Annotated in this window: 17 protein-coding genes; 4 read left to right on the top strand and 13 right to left on the bottom strand. The window is 29.5% G+C overall.

Annotated features, from left to right (window positions below):
• Positions 1-321 precede the first annotated feature (321 nt).
• From ACUXZJ_RS06360 to ACUXZJ_RS06330, 7 genes are all read right to left on the bottom strand, one after another.
• Positions 322-873, bottom strand: a complete 552-nt coding sequence (locus ACUXZJ_RS06360) for a DUF1573 domain-containing protein (protein ID WP_060383313.1) — start codon at positions 871-873, stop codon at positions 322-324.
• Complete coding sequence (locus ACUXZJ_RS06355; RefSeq protein WP_081248760.1) at positions 854-3,001, bottom strand: DUF4838 domain-containing protein; 2,148 nt, start codon at positions 2,999-3,001, stop codon at positions 854-856. The genes ACUXZJ_RS06360 and ACUXZJ_RS06355 overlap by 20 nt, the downstream gene beginning before the upstream one ends.
• A gap of 28 nt (positions 3,002-3,029) precedes the next feature.
• Positions 3,030-5,795: a tetratricopeptide repeat protein gene (locus ACUXZJ_RS06350; protein WP_446196062.1), complete on the bottom strand. Its 2,766-nt coding sequence runs from the start codon at positions 5,793-5,795 to the stop codon at positions 3,030-3,032.
• A gap of 15 nt (positions 5,796-5,810) precedes the next feature.
• Positions 5,811-7,253, bottom strand: a complete 1,443-nt coding sequence (locus ACUXZJ_RS06345) for a glycosyltransferase family 2 protein (protein ID WP_060383316.1) — start codon at positions 7,251-7,253, stop codon at positions 5,811-5,813.
• A gap of 65 nt (positions 7,254-7,318) precedes the next feature.
• Positions 7,319-8,320: a hypothetical protein gene (locus ACUXZJ_RS06340; protein ID WP_123861968.1), complete on the bottom strand. Its 1,002-nt coding sequence runs from the start codon at positions 8,318-8,320 to the stop codon at positions 7,319-7,321.
• Between the two features lie 268 nt (positions 8,321-8,588).
• Complete coding sequence (locus ACUXZJ_RS06335; protein ID WP_446196059.1) at positions 8,589-10,076, bottom strand: PLP-dependent transferase; 1,488 nt, start codon at positions 10,074-10,076, stop codon at positions 8,589-8,591.
• Positions 10,069-11,247 carry a trans-sulfuration enzyme family protein gene (locus ACUXZJ_RS06330; RefSeq protein ID WP_060383319.1) on the bottom strand — a complete coding sequence of 393 codons (1,179 nt, stop codon included), beginning with the start codon at positions 11,245-11,247 and terminating at the stop codon, positions 10,069-10,071. Before ACUXZJ_RS06330 ends, ACUXZJ_RS06335 begins: the two co-directional genes overlap by 8 nt.
• Before the next feature lie 512 nt (positions 11,248-11,759).
• Here ACUXZJ_RS06330 and metK point away from each other — a divergent pair.
• The 3 genes from metK (at position 11,760) to ACUXZJ_RS06315 (ending at position 14,514) form a co-directional block, all read left to right on the top strand.
• Positions 11,760-13,034, top strand: coding sequence for a methionine adenosyltransferase (gene metK, locus ACUXZJ_RS06325; protein ID WP_089047083.1), 1,275 nt, complete (start codon positions 11,760-11,762; stop codon positions 13,032-13,034).
• Between the two features lie 74 nt (positions 13,035-13,108).
• Positions 13,109-13,900 carry a hypothetical protein gene (locus tag ACUXZJ_RS06320; protein WP_060383321.1) on the top strand — a complete coding sequence of 264 codons (792 nt, stop codon included), beginning with the start codon at positions 13,109-13,111 and terminating at the stop codon, positions 13,898-13,900.
• On the top strand, positions 13,900-14,514 hold the full coding sequence (locus ACUXZJ_RS06315) for a deoxynucleoside kinase (RefSeq protein ID WP_060383322.1): 615 nt from the start codon (positions 13,900-13,902) through the stop codon (positions 14,512-14,514). Before ACUXZJ_RS06320 ends, ACUXZJ_RS06315 begins: the two co-directional genes overlap by 1 nt.
• A 172-nt stretch (positions 14,515-14,686) precedes the next feature.
• Here the strand turns inward: ACUXZJ_RS06315 and ACUXZJ_RS06310 are convergent, their stop codons facing one another.
• The 6 genes from ACUXZJ_RS06310 to ACUXZJ_RS06285 all read right to left on the bottom strand — a co-directional run bounded on the left by ACUXZJ_RS06310 (position 14,687) and on the right by ACUXZJ_RS06285 (position 18,919).
• Positions 14,687-15,184, bottom strand: a complete 498-nt coding sequence (locus ACUXZJ_RS06310) for a dihydrofolate reductase (protein ID WP_063743663.1) — start codon at positions 15,182-15,184, stop codon at positions 14,687-14,689.
• Positions 15,177-15,503, bottom strand: coding sequence for a 2TM domain-containing protein (locus ACUXZJ_RS06305; RefSeq protein ID WP_063743662.1), 327 nt, complete (start codon positions 15,501-15,503; stop codon positions 15,177-15,179). The genes ACUXZJ_RS06310 and ACUXZJ_RS06305 overlap by 8 nt, the downstream gene beginning before the upstream one ends.
• Positions 15,504-15,514: 11 nt before the next feature.
• Positions 15,515-16,339 carry a thymidylate synthase gene (locus ACUXZJ_RS06300; protein ID WP_060383324.1) on the bottom strand — a complete coding sequence of 275 codons (825 nt, stop codon included), beginning with the start codon at positions 16,337-16,339 and terminating at the stop codon, positions 15,515-15,517.
• A gap of 56 nt (positions 16,340-16,395) precedes the next feature.
• Positions 16,396-17,013 (bottom strand): bifunctional nuclease family protein, encoded by a 618-nt coding sequence (locus tag ACUXZJ_RS06295; RefSeq protein ID WP_060383325.1) that lies wholly within the window; start codon positions 17,011-17,013, stop codon positions 16,396-16,398.
• A gap of 105 nt (positions 17,014-17,118) precedes the next feature.
• Complete coding sequence (locus ACUXZJ_RS06290) at positions 17,119-18,087, bottom strand: electron transfer flavoprotein subunit alpha/FixB family protein (protein ID WP_063743661.1); 969 nt, start codon at positions 18,085-18,087, stop codon at positions 17,119-17,121.
• A gap of 85 nt (positions 18,088-18,172) precedes the next feature.
• Positions 18,173-18,919, bottom strand: a complete 747-nt coding sequence (locus ACUXZJ_RS06285; protein WP_060383327.1) for an electron transfer flavoprotein subunit beta/FixA family protein — start codon at positions 18,917-18,919, stop codon at positions 18,173-18,175.
• Between the two features lie 180 nt (positions 18,920-19,099).
• On the opposite strand from ACUXZJ_RS06285, the gene ACUXZJ_RS06280 reads away from it, so the two are divergent.
• The gene (locus tag ACUXZJ_RS06280) at positions 19,100-20,080 is read left to right on the top strand and encodes a pyruvate dehydrogenase complex E1 component subunit beta (RefSeq protein ID WP_060383328.1); all 981 of its coding nucleotides are present in this window, start codon (positions 19,100-19,102) and stop codon (positions 20,078-20,080) included.
• The last annotated feature ends 11 nt before the right edge of the window (positions 20,081-20,091 follow it).

The raw sequence follows: 20,091 nt of genomic DNA, 5'->3' as shown, positions 1-20,091 counted from the left end.
CATTAAATTTTACTACTATTTTATTATTTTTTTTCATTTTAAATTTTCTAAATTTTGGATATAAAAAAACTCCCCACGAAGTGAGGAGTTTTATTTATTGCTTTTATCTTTTTTAAATATACAACAATTCTACTCCTCAAGATTTTGAGCAGCAGATACAACAGTTGATATTTTTAATATTTGTTTTCATAATTGTAGGCAAATATAAGACCTTATTTTTTAAGTTAAAACATTAAATCTTATTTCCATAATCTTTAAAGGTATTAAACTATTTTCATTATTTATTATCTATAAATAAATTAGTTTACCGAAAAAATTACATTATTCTTCGGGTTTATCGCCTGTATAATAATTCTTTTGTTTCTCTAACCCATAGTTTGTCTTTTCTATATCTAATTCAGAATCTTGAATTTCTTTATAAATTTCCTCGTAGTCTTTTGAATGTAAACTATTTGGTACTACATGGGTATCAAAATTTAGTTCTATTTTATACTTTGGGAGAAAATTACCATATACATAAATCTGATGTTGTACATATCCTGTATTTTTATTGGTATCATATTCAAAATGCAAATAGCCTGTAGATTGTGGCACTATGTTTTTTATATTGGAATCATCTGCTATAATACATCCACATGAGGTTTGGATTTCTTTTATTTCTAACAAATTCTTTCCTATATTTTTGATAGGGTATATAATATGGAGTTTTTCTCCTTGTGCGACTGGGAAATAATGTCGTTGAGGGTCTTTTACTTCAATAGTTGTAATTTGCCCTTCTTCTTCACAGCTAATAAAGACTAATAGGAATAAAAAAATTAGTAGTTTTTTTTGAAATAAACACGTTTTTAAGAGATTAAAATAATTGTATTTCATCGCAAGCTGTCTTTTTGTTTTTAGCATTAGTTATTACTTTTATCATTACATCATCTTTTTTCTGAATCGATATTTTTGTTTTAAAAACCCCAATTCTTTTTTCGTTTTTAGATTCTGAATCGTCTGTTAATTCGGTATATAAGTTTCCATTTTTATAAATTTGAATTTTTATTGGGAGGAATATCTTAAGACTTGGATTATTTAAAAAATTTATTTTTAAAGTGTCGTTAGAAACTTCTATACTTGGAAGTCTTACTACTAAATCTTCTTGACTTGTCAAAAACCATCCATGATGATAATCAGAGATGAAGCCAATTGTATTATCTGTTAGTATATTAATGTTGGTATAATCTTCATCTAAGGTTGATAGTACTTCAATTTTTTTACCTAATAATTTATTTAATGGTTGTTTGTTTTTTATAATTTTTTCTTCAAATTCTTTTAAGAAATCTTGAATAGCTCCATCTTGTTCTTTAAAGTTTTTTAAGCCTTCATAGTTTGTGTATTTTTTCAAACGATTGTATGCTTGTATTACTTCTGGTTTTATAGTAATTGTATTCTCTTCTATTATGTAGTAACCGTTTTCTTCGTTTTCTAATAAAAGTTCTAGATAGGTAAAACTTAAGGCGGTTATTAATTCTTTTATTTTTGATTTTTCTTTAGGTTGACTAGAGTTTATTGCTTGGTTTAATTGATTATAAAAATTAAAAAATTTTGATGCGTTTATATTTTTACTTCCTTTTTCATAAGGAGAGCAAGGGAGGTTTTCTTTTTCTGCTGATTTTTCAAAATCTATATAATATTCTGATAGTAACTGGTGATTTTGAGGAAATTCTTGTTTAAAGTATTTTTTTATTAAATCTTCTACTTTTAGATCATAGTTCATGAGTAATGAAGAGATAACAAATGTTTTTAATCCTTGAAAACTGGTATAATCATAACCGCTTCCATTTATAAAAACACCTTTTATACCCATTTTTTTGAAATACTCTAGTTGTTTTTGTAATCTGTAAAGAAGTGGATATGGTGTTAGGTAATCATCAAAATTAGAAGCATAGTCCCATAAATAGACTTTATTTACTTTATTTTTCCATTTTAATATTTTTTCTTCAAACGGGTTTACTTGCGTTTTGTTTTCAAAATATACATTTTTTGGAAAATTAATGGTACTGATCATTACTCCTGTGTTTTTGGGAAGTTCTTTTTCTGGGGGTGTTTCTGTTGTAAGATAAGCAGTAGTAAAAAAATTATACTGTGGAAATTCTTTTGCTAATTTTTCCATTAGATATACAACAGAAGGTGTTGCATTTGAAAGGGTATTCCCTAATCGTTTGCATTTGGGATCCAAACAAACTAACTTGTTATCATTGGGAACCAGCATAAATGAATATTTTTTATGTGTATTAATACCATAATTATCTATTATATAATTTTTTATATAATTATAGGTTGCTTCTGAAGAGAAACAGAGTTGTGTGGTATTTCTTTTATTTTCTACTAAGGCAAATGTTTGAATATTTCCTTCATTGGCTAGTAATTTCCCTAAATTATGTCCCCAAATTCCCCAATCATTTTCAATGTTATTAGAATTATAGAGTACATCTGCATTGGGTTGTAAAACAGGACTAAAATGAGGTTCTCTGTATTCAAAAGGAAAACTAACGGTGCTTTCTTTTATGGTTATAATAGCGGGTAATAAATCTTGTGTTTTGATTCTATCATCTTGGATACTTAGTTTTTTTAAAAACTGATTAAATAGCCATTTTAGATTTTTTTCTGAGTTTGCAATTAATTGAATTTCTTTTTTTTCTTCTATTTTTATCTGATAATCAAATATTTGTTGTGAAGATAGTATTACTCTTATTAGTAATCCTTCTTTGTTTTCATCTTTAGATATTATTTCTGGGGTTGAAGATCTTGTCTTTAATTCATTGTAGAAATAATCTTTTTCTAGATTTTCTAATTTAGTTTTATAATCAAAGATTATTTTGTATTTATCAGAATATAATTTTACATCTTCTAAATCCGTATAAGGTTTTAAAGAACAACTACATAATACAAAAAAGAAAATTATTGCTAAACAGAGTTTAGATAGGGCAATATAAAAGGAAAATATTTCTCTCATCATATTAATAGAGTATTATATAAATAGTGATTTAAAACGAAATTTGGGTTTGAAAATATAAGTTATACATATTGGTATATTTATTTTCCGTTATTTTTATTGTATTCCAGCTTCCGAGAAACCCAACTGTAAAATGTGAATTTATCATATATTTAGGTCCTGCTCCTACCATTGTATTAAAAGCATTCCAAGTATTGTATAAATTAAAATTTAGTGTTTGTAAGTCTGAAACTGTCCCTACGGCTCCTACTACTTGTATACAACTTTTTTTTTCGTTAAAGACATAAAACCTAGTGTCTGTACTGACGTTATAGAACATTGTATTATCTATAGAAAAGATTCCTGCTTTTATATTCCACCCAATAGTTTGCTCATTTTTTGATAAGCCTAAAATTCCTTGAATCATATTAACCTGGCTTGGTAATTGTCTAAAACCTATACCTAATTCTACCTCGTAGTCGTTACCAAAGGCTTTGTATAGTGATATTTGTGTTTGAATTTTAGAAAAATATTTTGTTCCGTATCCTGCATTTAATCTAACATAAAATTTATCACTAAAGGGATGGTACCACTCAACTATGGGTTGGATCCCTGTTCCTTCTTCTCGACCGGAATAATTCAATTGAAAAGTATAGGTGTTTTTATTTTCTTTATGAGCGTATTCTATTGTAGAAATAGATGAATATTCTTGGCTTCCTTGAATTCTGCTTCTCAAATGATATATTCCTATTTCATTTTTAAAGGTTTTATTTTTTAATGCTTCTAAATGTTTTTTGAAATCTGAGAATTCCATAAGAGAAGGCTCGTATTGTTTTTGATAATAATAAGCTGAATCAAAAACTTTTTTTGTTTCTAGCAATACTCCTTTATCAAATTTTAAATCTTTATTATTTTTATCAAAATACAGAGCGGAATTTATTAATTGTAACGCGTCATTGTGTTGTTTTTTCTTAACTAGTTCTTTGGTTTTAATGCGTGCATTTTCTGTATATACATTTACCAGTGATTTATTACGTGGAAATTTTTCTAAAAGGGGTAAAGTAAGGGCAATAGCTTTATCATATTCTTTTTGCGCTGTATAGGATTCTGCTAATTTTACTTTAAATGGCAAGTTATCTGGATATATTGTTGTAGATTGTTTTGCGGCATCTAACATAGCTAAATGGTCTTCCATTTGATAAGCAAGACTGATTGCGTATTGTAATCCTAATTTACTAGTAGGCTTTACTAGCAGTATTTTTTTGACTACTTCGTATGCTTCTTCTATATTTTGCTCTTCTATTGCTTTTTTTATGAATGTTAATGCTTCCTCTTCGAAACCATTTGCATATATCGTTTTTTTAGGTTCGGAAGATTTTTCTATTAGTTGTAGGTACATATCAAACGCATTTGTATAATCTTCAGAGGCTACTAAAGCATTTATTTTTTTTAAATTTCTAGCATCATCATTTGGTTTTTCTTTTAAAAATTCATTGATAATAAGAAGGGCTTGATCATGTAAACCTGTTTTCAGGTAACATTGAAATAGACCTAATTTTGCGGGTTCATAATAATCATTTTGTTTTCTTTGATTTGAAACAGTGCGTAATAAGTCAATAGCCTCTAAATAGCTTCCCTCTAGCATGAGTTGTTTGGCTGTTTTATACTGAAATGCTGTAAAATCATCTCTAATATCGGAATCATTAGGGAATTTTGAATGCAATTTTTGTAGTATTTGATTTGATTTTGATTCGTTTCCTAATTGTTTGTAAACAAAATATTCTTTTGATAAAATTTCTTTTGTATCTCCTTTTATTTTTTTTGCTTTAGATATAAAATCAAGTGCATCATTATAATATCCTTTACTTATTGCGTTATTTAAGAGATATATTAGTGCTTCTTCGTCCTTTGGGTTTTTTTCTAAAATTTTACCATATAATGTGTACGGATCATTATTACTTTGGGTTCTTGCTGATTCTACTATTAATTCGTCATAACTTTTCTGAAGTTGAGAATCATTTTTTTTTGACATCTTTCTTTTTAAAAACTCTAATGCTTCTGCATTTCTATTCATTTCAGATAAGATAGCAACTTTTTTGGTTATATAGATTTTATTTTCTGGAAATTTTTGGCTCCCTTTTTCAGCATACAAAAGGGCCTTTTCTTTGTCTCCAGCTGTTAATAAGCTATTTATTATATCTACATAAATATCAACTTGTTGGTTATCTATTTTTGCTAATTCTTCTGCTAGAGTAACGGCTTCATTCAGTTTTCCTTCTTTTTTAAGGCGTGCTATTTCTTGTTGTGTATTGTATATATAATCTTTTTGAACAGTCGCATCTTCTGGATATATCTGATTTAATCTTTTCAGCATTCGAGTTGTTTCAGTAAGATTGCCTTGTAATCTGTATATTTCTATTTTTTTTATCAATAATTGTTTCCAATAGGGATTTACTTCTAATAATTCATTTATGTAACAAATGGCACTAGAATAGTGTTTAGAGTTCATTTCTACATTTACAAGCAATTGTTTTGCATCGAAATTTGTTTTATCGTATTGCAAGGATTTAACTAAATGATATCTTGCATTTTGAAAGTCTTTTTTAATATAGTAATACCTTCCTAAAAGCATTCTGAGATTAGAATCTGTTTCGTCTTGTTTTAAGCCTTCATCTATAATGTCTTTGGCTTTTTGCCATTCTTGTTTTTTAAAATATTTTTTAGCCATAATGGCATAATCTTCCATTGTATCTTGGGCATTTAAGGAGCATATTGATAGGAAAAGAACTAGTAATAAGTGGTAATTTTTTGAAATCATTTTTTATTAATACAATTATTCAACTTCTTGATTTTCTAGAGCAGTAGGTGTTGTTTTATTTTGTGCAAAACCTTGACGGGTCATTTGCCCCCACTCGAATTTTTTACGTGATAAAAAATCTACGTATCCTTTTAAGCTATAAAAAACGATAAGTGGATGATATATAAAAGGTTCTACTAAAGTAAAAAAACATAGTTTTAGATATTCATTAAAGGTTCTGTATTGTTCTTGTACTAATTTATCTAAATAAATGGTTATTAATGAAAGACAAATTCCAAACAAGTAAACAAAGGTTAACATTATACTTGCTGTATAAAAATTTATTCCTCTTGTTATTAATAAATATATGGTGTATAAATATCCTATTAGTTCTATAAGTGGTGCTGAAAATTCGAAAAATAGAGTATATGGTAAGGTAATCATTCCTAATTGTTTATATTTAGGATTGAAAAGGTATTTTCTGTGAACTGTAAAAATTTGCAATAACCCACGAGCCCATCTTGTCCTTTGTCTATTTAATATTTTAATATTAGGAGGTCCTTCTGTCCAACAGCAAGTATCGGGTATTTGAACAATTTTATAATCTTTATTAAAATTACACATATATCCTATGATACGGGTAGTTAAGTCCATATCTTCTGCATGTGATGAAGGGTCATATCCTCCAGCGGCAATAACTACGGATTTATCAAACATACCTAATCCTCCTGATATATTCCCTATGGCATTTATTCTTGACCATCCCATTTTTCCGATTAGATAACTTCTTAAATATTCTACTTCTTGAAAAAGGGGAATAATTCTATTAGGGACTTTAACTTGTGTAACTACCCCATTTTGAATTACACAACTGTTAGCCATACGCAAAGTGGCTCCTACTCCTATTACTTGTGTTTTATTAATTAAGATGGGTTTAATCATTTTTATAAGTGCATCACGAGATAATATACAATCTACATCAGTACATAGGAAATAAGGATAACTAGACGCATTTATTCCCGCATTAGAGGCATCTGCTTTGGTACCTCCATTTACTTTATCTACAACCGTCAACTTAGAATAAGCTGGATTCGTGGATTTTAAAATCCTTTTTAAGGGTTTTGTTTTTATTTTTTCTACGTAGGCAAATGGTGTTTCAACTAGCTCGAAATTTTCTATTAATAATTCTAATGTACTATCCTTACTCCCATCATTAACAATAACTACTTCAAATTTTGGATAATTTAAAGTAAGCATGGAGTGTACATTGTCAATTATAGTCATTTCTTCATTATATGCTGGGGCTACAATCGAAATTCCTGGAGCAAAGGGCGTTTTTAAAAAGTTTTCATCCATTTCTTTACTCTGATTCTCTTTATACTTTTTTATTTCTTTATAACCATAAATAATGAGCATAAAATAAATAATGGTGAGCATTGAGGCGTAAAGAAAAATTACATTTTGAAAGATATCTGCCATGTTAGTAGTTGTAGTTTCCGTAGTTTTTTGACATACAGTTAGTTGTTATAAGATATTTTATTTTTTTAAACTTTTATTAGTGGGTTTTTGATGTGCTTAAATATTAAATTTTCAAAACCATCTTCAATTTTAGACTCCATTTCATTAATTAAATTCACTCCTTCGTTATCATAATTGTAAATAGCACGTCCTATTCTAATTTTCAAACTAGTATCAAATGTTTTATAAAAAGCTGATTTTAAAAACTCTAATCCTTTCTCAGGTTTTGTTTCTGTTACTGTTTTTATAATACTATGTTGAACTGATATAGGTTCAAAGTCATAGTTTGCAATTAATGCGTCTTCTATATTGTTATTTTGAAGAATTCCTATTGCCTCTATAAGGGCTTTTCTAACTTTAGAATGGGTAGTTTGCGTTAGAAGCGTTAATAAAAAGGGAAGATTTTCATGTTGTTTATAGAAAGATGTTTCGTATATAAAGAAACATTTTAAGTCTATATTTTCTGTTCTCGTAATCCATTGAGCAAAATTAGGAATAAACTCTTTTGATCTTTTTAAAAGAATTTCATGAATTTGAATTTTATCCCATTCTGTAAATTCACTATCAAAATCTTCATTAAAAAAACGAAAGGGATCATGTTTACTTAAATAAATATATGCTTTTCTTGCTTTTTTACGCAATGCTTCATTTTTATCATAAACTAATGATATTATAACGGATTCCGATATTGTTAATCGTAATTTTATAATTTGTGATAATCCTTCTAATTTTGTCTTGAGATTTCCTTTTAATAATCTTTCTTCCCAAAAAGATTTTAAATCAAAAAAGTACAAAATTTCATTAAAATTATGTAAATCATATACCTCATCTTCGTCTATTAACTCAATAATAGTTTCTGTAATTAGTAGTTTGTGTGTCTTTTTAAAATCTTTTTTATTTTCAAAAACAAGCTTAATATCTTCCAATGTGTAATCTTTAGGCGAATAAACTATTTCCTTTATTTTTTGTAAATAAATTAGATTAAGCGTTTTTTTTTGAATTGCAACTGATTTTTTCTCCCAATTCAAATAAATTAAATTGAGAAACGTCACAAAGTATACACATATAAATATGAAACTCAAAATTATTGCCAATTGTAACACAGGAGGCAATTCTGAAATTGAAAAATAAAAATCTTTTAAAACAAAAATAATTTTACCCATTTACCAAAGTATTTTACTTTATTTGTAATACAGCCTATAGAAAACCATAACACCACAAAGTGTTATAATTTGACTGCCAAGAAAACGCTTATTAAAGGGATATATTTTTTAATAACGTTATTTTAACGTTATTTTAACAATTATATGTGAATATTTTTTTAAATTTAACAAGTATATCCTGAACTACTTCTAGTCCGACTGAAATACGTAACATTTCACTCTCTAAACCATTCACTTCCAAATATTTTTGCCCTTCTTTTGTTTTTAATAAATCGTAATGCGCTAAATAAACATAAGGCATTACTAAAGTAAATTCCGTTCCTAAACTAGGTCCTTTAGCCAATTCTAGACAATCATAATAATTTGATAATCTTCTGTTAAACACTACAGATACCAATGCTGGAATGTTATTGGAACAAGTTATCTTTTTATAATTCTCATATGCTTTTCCACTATTAACGCTTAAAACTTGTTTGATTTGAGGCTCATTAGAAAAAAAATCTATTACAGCCTGTGTGGATGAAGACATTTTTTCGATTCTTTCCTGATATTGTAATATTTGAAATCCTAATCGCTCTATCTCTCCTACAAAAGGTTTTATTATGTATTTTTTTACTTCTTTCAACAATTTTAAATCTCTAGAAACAATTCCTCCCATCAATAGATCTCCATTTCCACAAGCAAACTTTGATAAACTTTCGACTGCTATATCACAGTATTCTAAAACATTTAGATTAAAAGGTGTAATAAGTGTAACATCTAGTAATAATTTAACCTTATATCTTTTACATATAGAATAAAGTTTTTTAACATCTACACAATCTAACTTAGGGTTAGACACTACCTCTGTTACTAACAATGAAATATTTTGATGATTTTCTTTTAACCAAAGTTCTAAGTTTTCTAAATCATACACATCTACTTGCCAATAATTATTTGGACTTCTTTTTTGAATTACTTCCATTGTATCTAGATACAACCAACCTAATTGTACAACTCCGTTTTTCCCTTCTAAAATGCCTTTTTGAATAATAGCTTCACAAACTGCAAAAAGGGCATTAGCTCCAGAGTTCGTTAAAACAATACAATCTGAATTCACTCTATATGCTTTACTTAAGATTTCATAAATATTTTCATTTGCTTGAAATAATTCCTTTTTTTCTTCTTTATATATATGTGTAATCAAACCTAAATCAAATAATATTTTTTCAGCTTTTCTAGAACTCATAATAAGTCCTGTATTTCGGATATAAGCATGAATTGTTTTTAACAAATAATGATCTGATTTTATTTTCAAAAAAACACAATCTAATAATGGTATAAAATCCAATCTTATATGGATCATCTTGCAAAGAATTTCGTATGCTTTTTGAGAAGAGAGAGGCAAAATCAAATATTCTTCCGTTAGTTCATTTTTTTTTTGAACATAATCAACTAGTCGTTGTACTAATCTATTTCGAAAAAAACGAGGGTACCCAGATTCCATCTTTTCAATAATATTTTCATCTCCTTCTTCATACCCTACAACATCATCAATAGTAGGTAAACTAACTGAAACAGCATGTGGATTATCGTACGGTATTGATTTCCCACAAGAAATAGGTTTTAAATAATTATACATGACCAATATTTTTTAAAGTTGGGCAAGCAATTGCTTGTTTTATATCTTGAATTAAATCTTTTGTATTTTCTAAACCAATCGAAAATCGTACCGTATTTTTGGTTAAACCTATGGCTTGCAAAGCTGATTCTGAAAAAGTTGCATGACTCATTTTAGAAGGAATTTCTACTCTTGAATCTGTTGTTCCAAATGAAACTTTTTCGCCAAATAATTTTGTATTTTCAATTACTGATTGAGTTATAAATTCATTTTCAAAATCAACTGTTAAAATAGCTGGTATTATTTTCATTTGTTTTTTAACTAAATTATGTTGCGGATGTGTTTTTAACCCAGGAAATCTAACCGATTTTACCTCTGGGCACTTTAATAACTCTTCAACTATCTGAAAAGCACTTTGTTCTTGTGCTTTCATTCTATAGGTTAGTGTAGGTAACCCTAAAGAAACTAAAAAAACATCAAAAGGGCTTTGCGCACGACCTTGTGCATTAGAATAATAATGAACTTTTTTATACCAAAATTCTTCTTTTACAACAATTGCACCAGCCACACAAGCTCCGTGACCTGATACATACTTAGTGGCCGAAAAAACTGAAAAATCAGCACCTAAATCTAATGGTTTTTGACAAGCAAATGTTGCCATACTGTTATCTACTGCAAAAACGCATTTATATTTTTTAGATAAATTAGCAATAGAATTTATATCTACAATTTTTAATCCAGGGTTCGTGGGAGATTCACATAATATTAACTTTATATCATTGTGTTTTAGAATAAATTCTACTTCATTTTGATTCGTAAAATCCGCATAAAAAACGCTGATATTATTTTTTTCAAATAAAATATTTAACACCCTATAAGTACCTCCATAACAATCTTTTTCTACCAACACCCTATCTCCTGTCTTTAAAACAGTTTCAAACAATAAAGCTATAGCTGCAATACCTGTATTTGTACAAATACACCCAAAACCATTTTCCGCTTTAGCAAAAATAGCTTCCAACGCATTGCGCGTAGGATTATCTGTTCGTGAATAATCGTATAAAAAATCAGAATCTTGCTGACGCTTATAATCAAAGGTAGCCGTGTTATATATGGGCAAATGGGTAGCACCATAAGCATCTTTGATACCACTGTGCTGGGTTAAATTAGCTAAAAGAGTTTCTATTTTCATGTCGTATATATAATAATCATATTGTAAAAAATTAATTCAAAAAAAAACCTCTGCAAATGCAGAGGCACTCTCATAAATGTGGATAACACTATATAATAGTAACTTTGGAGAAAGTTATTCTCATCATATTCATCATCTTCTTAAAATATCTTTTCATCTCAAATCAAAAACAAAGCAAAATTAGATTAATATTCTATAAAATTAAAATAAATAATTTATTTTTCTGTTTTTTATTAATAAAAAATATTTATATAAAAATAAAATCTAATTAAAATTAAATAAGCCAATTAAAAATCTGAAAAACAACAAAATCTCAAAACCATAGTTTATCCAAAAAAAAGTTAATAATCATTTAGAATTCAATTTCCTTTTATACATTTGTACCAAGTTTACAAGAGGAAAAATTTGAACTGATTGCAACCTCATAAAAAAATGCTAAAGCAGTAACTACTACTCTTTAGGCAATCGCTACAAAATTTTCCTCACGAATTATTACAAAAAAAAACTAGTATATGGCCTATTTATTTACCTCAGAATCAGTGAGTGAAGGACACCCTGATAAGGTAGCTGATCAAATCAGTGACGCATTAATTGATAACTTTTTAGCATTTGACCCTACCTCTAAAGTAGCTTGTGAAACCTTAGTAACTACTGGTCAAGTAATTTTAGCAGGAGAAGTAAAATCAAAAACATATTTAGATGTTCAAAATATTGCTCGAGAAGTAATTAAAAAAATTGGTTACACGAAGAGCGAGTATATGTTTGAGGCTAATTCTTGTGGTGTTTTATCAGCCATTCATGAACAATCTGACGACATCAATCGTGGGGTAGATAGAATTACTGCTGAAGCTGATTTTGAAACTAAAGCGAACGCACAAGGGGCTGGCGACCAAGGTATCATGTTTGGTTATGCCACGAATGAAACAGAAGATTTCATGCCATTAGCACTTGACTTATCACACAAATTATTACAAGAATTAGCCGAATTACGTAGAGAAAATTCAGCGATTACTTACTTACGTCCAGACGCTAAGTCGCAAGTAACTTTAGAATATAATGACAACAACAAACCGGTTCGAATTGATGCTATCGTAATTTCTACACAACATGATGATTTTGCTGAAGAAACAGAAATGTTAGCTAAAATCAAGAAAGATATTATTGAGATTTTAATTCCTAGAATTATTACTAAATATCCGCAATATGCTCATTTATTCAATGATAAAATTGAGTATCATATTAATCCTACTGGAAAATTCGTGATTGGAGGTCCTCACGGAGATACTGGTTTAACTGGAAGAAAAATCATCGTAGATACTTATGGCGGTAAAGGTGCTCATGGTGGTGGTGCTTTTTCTGGTAAAGACCCTTCAAAGGTTGACCGTTCTGCTGCTTATGCCACTCGTCATATTGCTAAAAACTTAGTAGCTGCTGGTGTAGCTGACGAAGTTTTAGTGCAAGTTTCTTACGCTATTGGAGTAGCTAAACCATGTAATGTGTACATTAATACTTACGGAACAGCTAAAAATGGTTTAACTGATGTTCAGATTTCTGAAAAAGTTAATGAGTTGTTTGATTTAAGACCGTATGCGATTGAGCAACGTTTAAAATTAAGAACTCCTATTTATAGCGAAACAGCTGCTTACGGACACATGGGACGTAAAAACGAAATAATTACTAAACGTTTCACATCGCCAACTGGCGAAATTAAAGAAGTAGAAGTTGAGTTATTTACTTGGGAAAAATTAGATTTCGTTGATAAAATTAAAACTGCTTTTAATTTATAATAACCTAAATACAAAATTAGACAGCCTTGCAAATTACAGTTGTAAGGCTGTTTATTTTTATATATCTTTCTAGTATGAAAAAACTGCTATGTATAACACTATTATTATCAAATATTTTCACTTTTACACAATCTTCAAAAATCACTGTATCATTAATAAATTCTAAATTAATTGAAGCAGAAGAATATATCGGCGAAGACAATACAGGCTTTTTATACTTTATTAAAGACAACACCTTATTTAAGATAAAAGATTCAGAAAAATACCAATACAAAAACATAACATTAGGAAAAATATCTAAAGTTGACTTACAAAATCCTTTAAAAATTCTTATTTTTTTTGAAAACTTTAATACCATTATTGCTTTAGACAATCAATTTAATGAAGTACTAAAATCAGACTTTAACAATATTAATAACACAATTACCTTACAAGCCATTGGAATCTCCAGTCTAAATAATTATTGGCTTTTTAACCAAAACAATCAACAGTTATTACGCTACAACTATACTACAAACACAACGCAAACGATTGGTGTAATTTTTGAAAAACCAATCAAAAATTATTTTTCTACTTATAATCTCTTTTTCTGGATAGACACAGAAAATAATTTTTATCAATGCAACATTTTTGGAAAGAAAACATTTTTAAGCAAATTACCTGAATATGATAAAATTTCAATCAGTGATGAAAAAATAATTCTATATCAAATAAATAAAAAACTTTTTCTTTTTGACATTAAACAACAAAAAACAATTCCGATTGAAAATATCCAAAATTCATTCATAAGTTTTTATTACAAAAACCAAAAATTAGCTATTTTTACAGCTCAAGGAATTACCAATTATAAAATCATTTTACCCTAATGCATATAGCAGTTGCTGGAAATATAGGAGCTGGAAAAACCACATTAACCAGACTTCTATCTAAACATTTTAAGTGGGAACCCCATTTTGAAGATGTAGATGAAAACCCTTACCTAGACGACTTTTATCACTCTATGGACAGATGGAGTTTTAATCTTCAAATTTATTTTTTAAATAGCCGTTTTCGACAAATTTTAAAGATCAGGGAAAGTGGTAAAAAAATCATTCAAGATAGAACCATTTATGAGGATGCCCATATATTTGCTCCCAATTTACATGCCATGGGACTCATGAGTAATCGTGATTTCGAAAATTACACTTCTTTGTTTGAATTAATGGAAAATTTAGTAGGTCCTCCAGATTTGTTAATCTATTTAAGAAGCTCTATTCCTAATTTAGTTGGACAAATTCACAAGCGCGGACGTGATTACGAAAATTCAATTTCTATTGATTATTTAAGTAGATTGAATGAACGTTATGAAGCTTGGATTCAAACTTACAATAAAGGAAATTTATTAATCATTGACGTTGACAATATTAATTTCGTTGATAATCCTGAAGACTTAGGAATGATTATCAATAAAATTGATGCTAAAATTAACGGCTTATTTTAGTTCTAAAACGCATCATATCAAAAACTAACATCTTTTACAAGCAATTAAAAATCAGAATAGAATTATGTTTTTTATTCTGATTTTTTATAAAAACGGTTTAATTCAACCCTTTTATAGATAATTGCACAACAACAAAATATAAAACGTTTTCAAAAAAAGAATCAAAGTAAATTCAAATCCTAATATACTTTTCAAAAGAAAAAGAATACAAATGCTTTTCATCTTTAGGATGAAGAACAGACTCTTTAAGTTCCCATTTATCTTGATCTATTTCTGGAAAAAACGTATCTGCCTCTAAAAAATGACTATGCACCCTTGTTAACTCTATTTCATCTGCCAATTCTATAAATTGTTTATAAATCTCACCTCCTCCTATTACATATACGTCTTGATCTATAGGACAAGTTTTTAATGCTTCTTCAACATGATTTACAACAATACATTCTTCTGAAACAATATATTCTTTATTTCGAGTGATAATAATATGGGTTCTATTAGGAAGTGGCTTAGGAAAACTTTCAAAAGTTTTACGTCCCATAATAATATAATGACCACTTGTTAACCCTTTAAAATGCTTAAAATCATCTGGCAAATGCCAAAGTAAACTATTATTTTTTCCTAATTCGTTTTTTTCTCCTGCTGCTGCAATTAATATAATTTTTTTAGGCATTCTTTTGAATCTCTTTTTGAAGTTGTTCTAACTTTCGCTGTTGTTTAAAAACTAATTTTTCAATTTGCTCTCGTTCCCATTTTTTATTCATAAAACGCTCTGTTATAAAGACACGAATAAAATGTAAGACTAAGAAAAAAGTCCAAATAACTATAATCCAAAAGACTTTATTAGGATTGGAAAATGTATTTAATATGTAACTAATAAACAATAAAAACAAACTAACCGTGAACCATATTACAAAATGAATATATAAGCGTTTTTTTTGTTTGATTCTCAAACGAGCATATTCATATAGTTCATACTGATTAACATCCATCTGTTATTATCTTAAATTGCTACCTGTCCTTTAATATGTGGGTGTGGATTATAATCTACCAAAGTAAAATCTTCTAATTTAAAATCAAAAATGCTATTAATTTCTGGATTCAAAATCATTTTAGGCAATGAACGTGGTTCTCTGGAAAGTTGTAGCTCTAACTGTTCTAAATGATTATTATATATATGAGCATCTCCAAAGGTATGAATAAAATCACCAACCTGTAAGTTACATACTTGCGCAATCATCATAGTTAGCAAAGCATAGGATGCAATATTAAAAGGTACTCCTAAAAAGATATCTGCACTTCTTTGATATAACTGGCAAGACAACTTACCATCAGCTACATAAAACTGAAAAAAAGCATGACAAGGAGGCAAGGCCGCTTTTCCGCATGAAACATTTTCAGCAAAGTTTTTTTTATCATCAGGCAAAACTGAAGGATTCCAAGCTGATACTAACATTCTCCTACTATTAGGATTTTTCTTTAAAGTTTCTATCAACTCTGTTATCTGATCTATTTCTTCATTATTCCAATTGCGCCATTGATGACCGTATATGGGACCCAAATTACCTTTTTCATCTGCCCATTCATCCCAAATACGCACCCCATTTTCTTTTAGGTATTGAATATTTGTATCCCCTTTTAAAAACCAAAGGAGTTCATAAATTATAGATTTTAGATGTAGTTTTTTTGTTGTTACCATAGGAAATCCTTCATTTAAATCGAAACGCATCTGATAACCAAAAACACTTTTTGTACCTGTTCCTGTTCTATCTCCTTTTTGATTCCCGTTTTCTAAAACATGTTTAACTAAATCTAAATATTGTTTCATTTTTGATTTATTTATACTTTTATTAGTCTAATTCACATAAATGAATCTCTTTTTATTTAAGATTCTCTTTTATTTATTTCATCACGAATTTTAGCTGCTTTTTCATAATCTTCATCTTGAACAGCTTCTTCCATCAGATCATTTAGCTCCGCTAAACTCAACTTTGAATAAGCAGATGTTCTATCCTCTTCTTGTGAAGCTCCAAAAGTTTCAGGTGTTGAAAGCACATCTTCATCTGTTGCCATATTTTCCTCCGAAGAAGTACTCAAATAAATCCCTGCTTTGTCTAAAATATTTTTATAAGTAAAAATTGGGGCATCAAATCGCAATGCTAATGCTATAGCATCAGAAGTTCTGGCATCTATAATTTCTTCAATTTTATCACGTTCACAAATCATACTTGAGTAAAAAACCCCATCTACTAATTTATGTATAATTACTTGTTTGACGATTATATCAAACCGATCTGCGAAATTTTTAAACAAATCATGGGTAAGAGGTCTTGGAGGCCGAATCTCTTTTTCTAAAGCTATAGCAATTGACTGTGCTTCAAAAGCTCCTATAACGATAGGCAATTTTCGATCTCCTTCTACTTCATTTAAAATCAAGGCATAAGCTCCATTTTGTGTTTGGCTATATGAAATTCCTTTAATAGATAGTCTAACTAAACTCATTTTTTTGGCTGTGAATATATCTTGCAAAGTAACAAAAAACTTTGTACTGTTAATAAAAAAAGAGCCATAATATGGCTCTTTTAAAGATTATTTTAAATGACCTAACTATGAATTTTGAGCTTTAAATGCTTTTAATTTTTCAATTAAAGCGGGAACTACTTGAAAAGCATCTCCAACAACTCCATAATCTGCAACTTTAAAGAAAGGAGCTTCTGGATCTGAGTTAATTGCTACTTTTACTTTAGAAGAGTTAACTCCTGCAATGTGTTGAATTGCTCCTGAAATACCAACGGCAATATATAGGTTAGTAGCTACAGGTTTACCTGTTTGTCCAACGTGTTCACTATGAGGTCTCCAACCCAAATCAGAAACAGGTTTAGAACATGCAGTTGCAGCTCCTAAAATGGTTGCTAATTCTTCAATCATTCCCCAATTTTCTGGTCCTTTTAATCCACGACCTCCTGAAACTACTACGTCCGCATCTGCAATAGTAACTTTTCCCGATCCTTTTTCTACTGATTGAGTTTGTACTCCAAAATCTGCATCAGAAATAACTGGAGCAAAATCTTCATCTGTAGCAGAACCCGCTAACTCTACTAATCCAAAGCTATTTTTTGCAATAGCTAATACTTTTACATCGGTATCAATTTGTGTTACATTAAAGGCTTTGTTAGAAAAAGCATTTCTTTTTACCTGAAATGGAGATGTGCTTACAGGTAGAGCCACTACATTAGAAGCGTAACCAGCACTTAGGTTTACTGCCACAAGAGGTGCTAAATACAAAGAATCTGTAGTAGAAGACAATACTACTACACTAGAAGTCTCTTTTACCGCTGCTTGTTTAATTACATCTGCATAAACTTTAGCATTAAAATTATTTAATTTATCATTAGATACTTTCAATACTTTATCTACACCATATTTACCTAATTCTGAAACATCTCCTGCGTTAATTGTTAAGGCCGTCACTGTTGTCCCAGTAGATTCTGCTATTTTCTTTGCGTATGAAGCTAATTCAAATGCTACTTTTTTGAATTTCCCTTCAGCTGATTCTGCATATATTAAAATTGACATAATATTTTACTATTTTATTTGAACGTTGAATTATAAATTTTAAATACACCATTATAAAGTACTATTTAAAATTCAAAATTTAAAATTAGATAACTTTAGCTTCGTTGTGTAATAGATTAATAAGTTCATCTAAATTATCTGGACTTACTAGTTTTACTTCTTGTTTTGGTGCTGGTTTTTCAAACTTCACTGCTTTTGTTGCAACATCTGCTCCTACAGGTTCTACAACGCTAAGAGGTTTTGTTCTGGCAGTCATAATTCCACGCATATTAGGAATACGTAAATCTTTTTCTTCTACTAATCCTTTTTGTCCTCCCACAATAAGGGGTAATGATGTAGTAACTACTTCTTTTCCTCCATCAATTTCGCGAGCGGCTGTTACTGCATTACCTTCAATTTTTAGGTCAATACATGAATTAATAAAATTATATCCTAATAGGCCAGCTGTCATACCAGGAACCATTCCTCCGTTGTAGTCTAATGATTCTTTCCCTGCAATTATTAAGTCAAAACCACCATTTTTAATTACTTCTGCCAATTGTTTTGCAACAAACAAACCATCTGTAGGATTTGCGTTCACACGAATTGCATCATTTGCTCCAATGGCTAATGCTTTTCTTAAAGTTGGCTCTGTATCAGCTTCACCTACATTTACCACCGTAACTGTAGCACCTTGTTGTTCTTGAAACATTACCGCTCTAGTTAATCCAAATTCATCATTTGGATTAATTACATATTGTACCCCATTAGTATCAAATTCTGAATCACCATTGGTAAAATTAATTTTTGAAGTAGTATCAGGTACGTGACTGATGCAAACTAATATTTTCATTGTTAATCAAATTGGTTTAAAATTTATAGAATTACAAATATAACTAAAATATAGATACAAATATTATGCGTGCATAATATTTTTTTATGATTTTTTCGATAGTTTCTCTTTTAATTTCATTGATGATGGTCTAAAATTTCATACTTTTGCGATTCATTTTGTAGAATCTAATAAAATTTTATGAGAACGATACAGTTTAGAGAAGCCATTTGTGAAGCTATGAGCGAGGAAATGCGTCGTGATGAGTCGGTGTATTTAATGGGTGAAGAAGTGGCTGAATATAATGGTGCATATAAGGCATCAAAAGGAATGTTAGACGAGTTTGGTTCTAGACGCGTTATAGACACACCAATTGCTGAAATGGGATTTTCAGGCATAGCGGTTGGTAGTGCTATGAACGGTTGCCGACCAATTGTAGAATATATGACATTTAACTTTTGTCTTGTTGGAGGTATAGATCAGGTTATTAACAATGCCGCAAAAATGAGACAAATGAGTGCAGGGCAATTTCCTATGCCAATGGTTTTTAGAGGACCATCTGCTTCGGCAGGTCAGTTAGCTGCCACACACTCACAAGCTTTTGAAAACTGGTTTGCCAACTGCCCAGGTTTAAAGGTTATTGTTCCCTCTACCCCTTATGACGCTAAAGGTCTTTTAAAATCGGCTATTCGTGATAATGATCCTGTTATTTTCATGGAATCAGAACAAATGTACGGAGATAAAGGCGAAGTACCCGAAGGAGAATATACAATTCCTATTGGAGTAGCTGACATCAAACGCGAGGGCACGGATGTTACGATAGTATCATTCGGAAAAATCATCAAAGAAGCTTATACAGCTGCTGACGAACTAGCAAAAGAAGGTATTTCTGTTGAAATTATTGATTTACGCACAGTTCGCCCTATGGATTATGATACAATTTTAAGCTCTATCAAAAAAACAAACAGATTAGTGGTACTAGAAGAAGCTTGGCCTTTTGCATCAGTAGCTTCTGAAATTACTTATATAGTTCAAGAAAGAGCTTTTGATTATCTAGACGCGCCTATTCAAAGAATTACTACAGCAGACACACCTGCTCCTTACTCACCAACTTTGTTAAAAGAATGGTTACCAAACGCTCAGGACGTGATCAAAGCAGTTAAGAAAGTATTATATAAATAATAACTATATAT

This window comes from Flavobacterium sp. TN-1 (genome assembly GCF_052828645.1).
The sequence above is the reverse complement of the archived record's forward strand: the minus strand, read 5'-3'. Positions and strand labels throughout refer to the sequence as shown.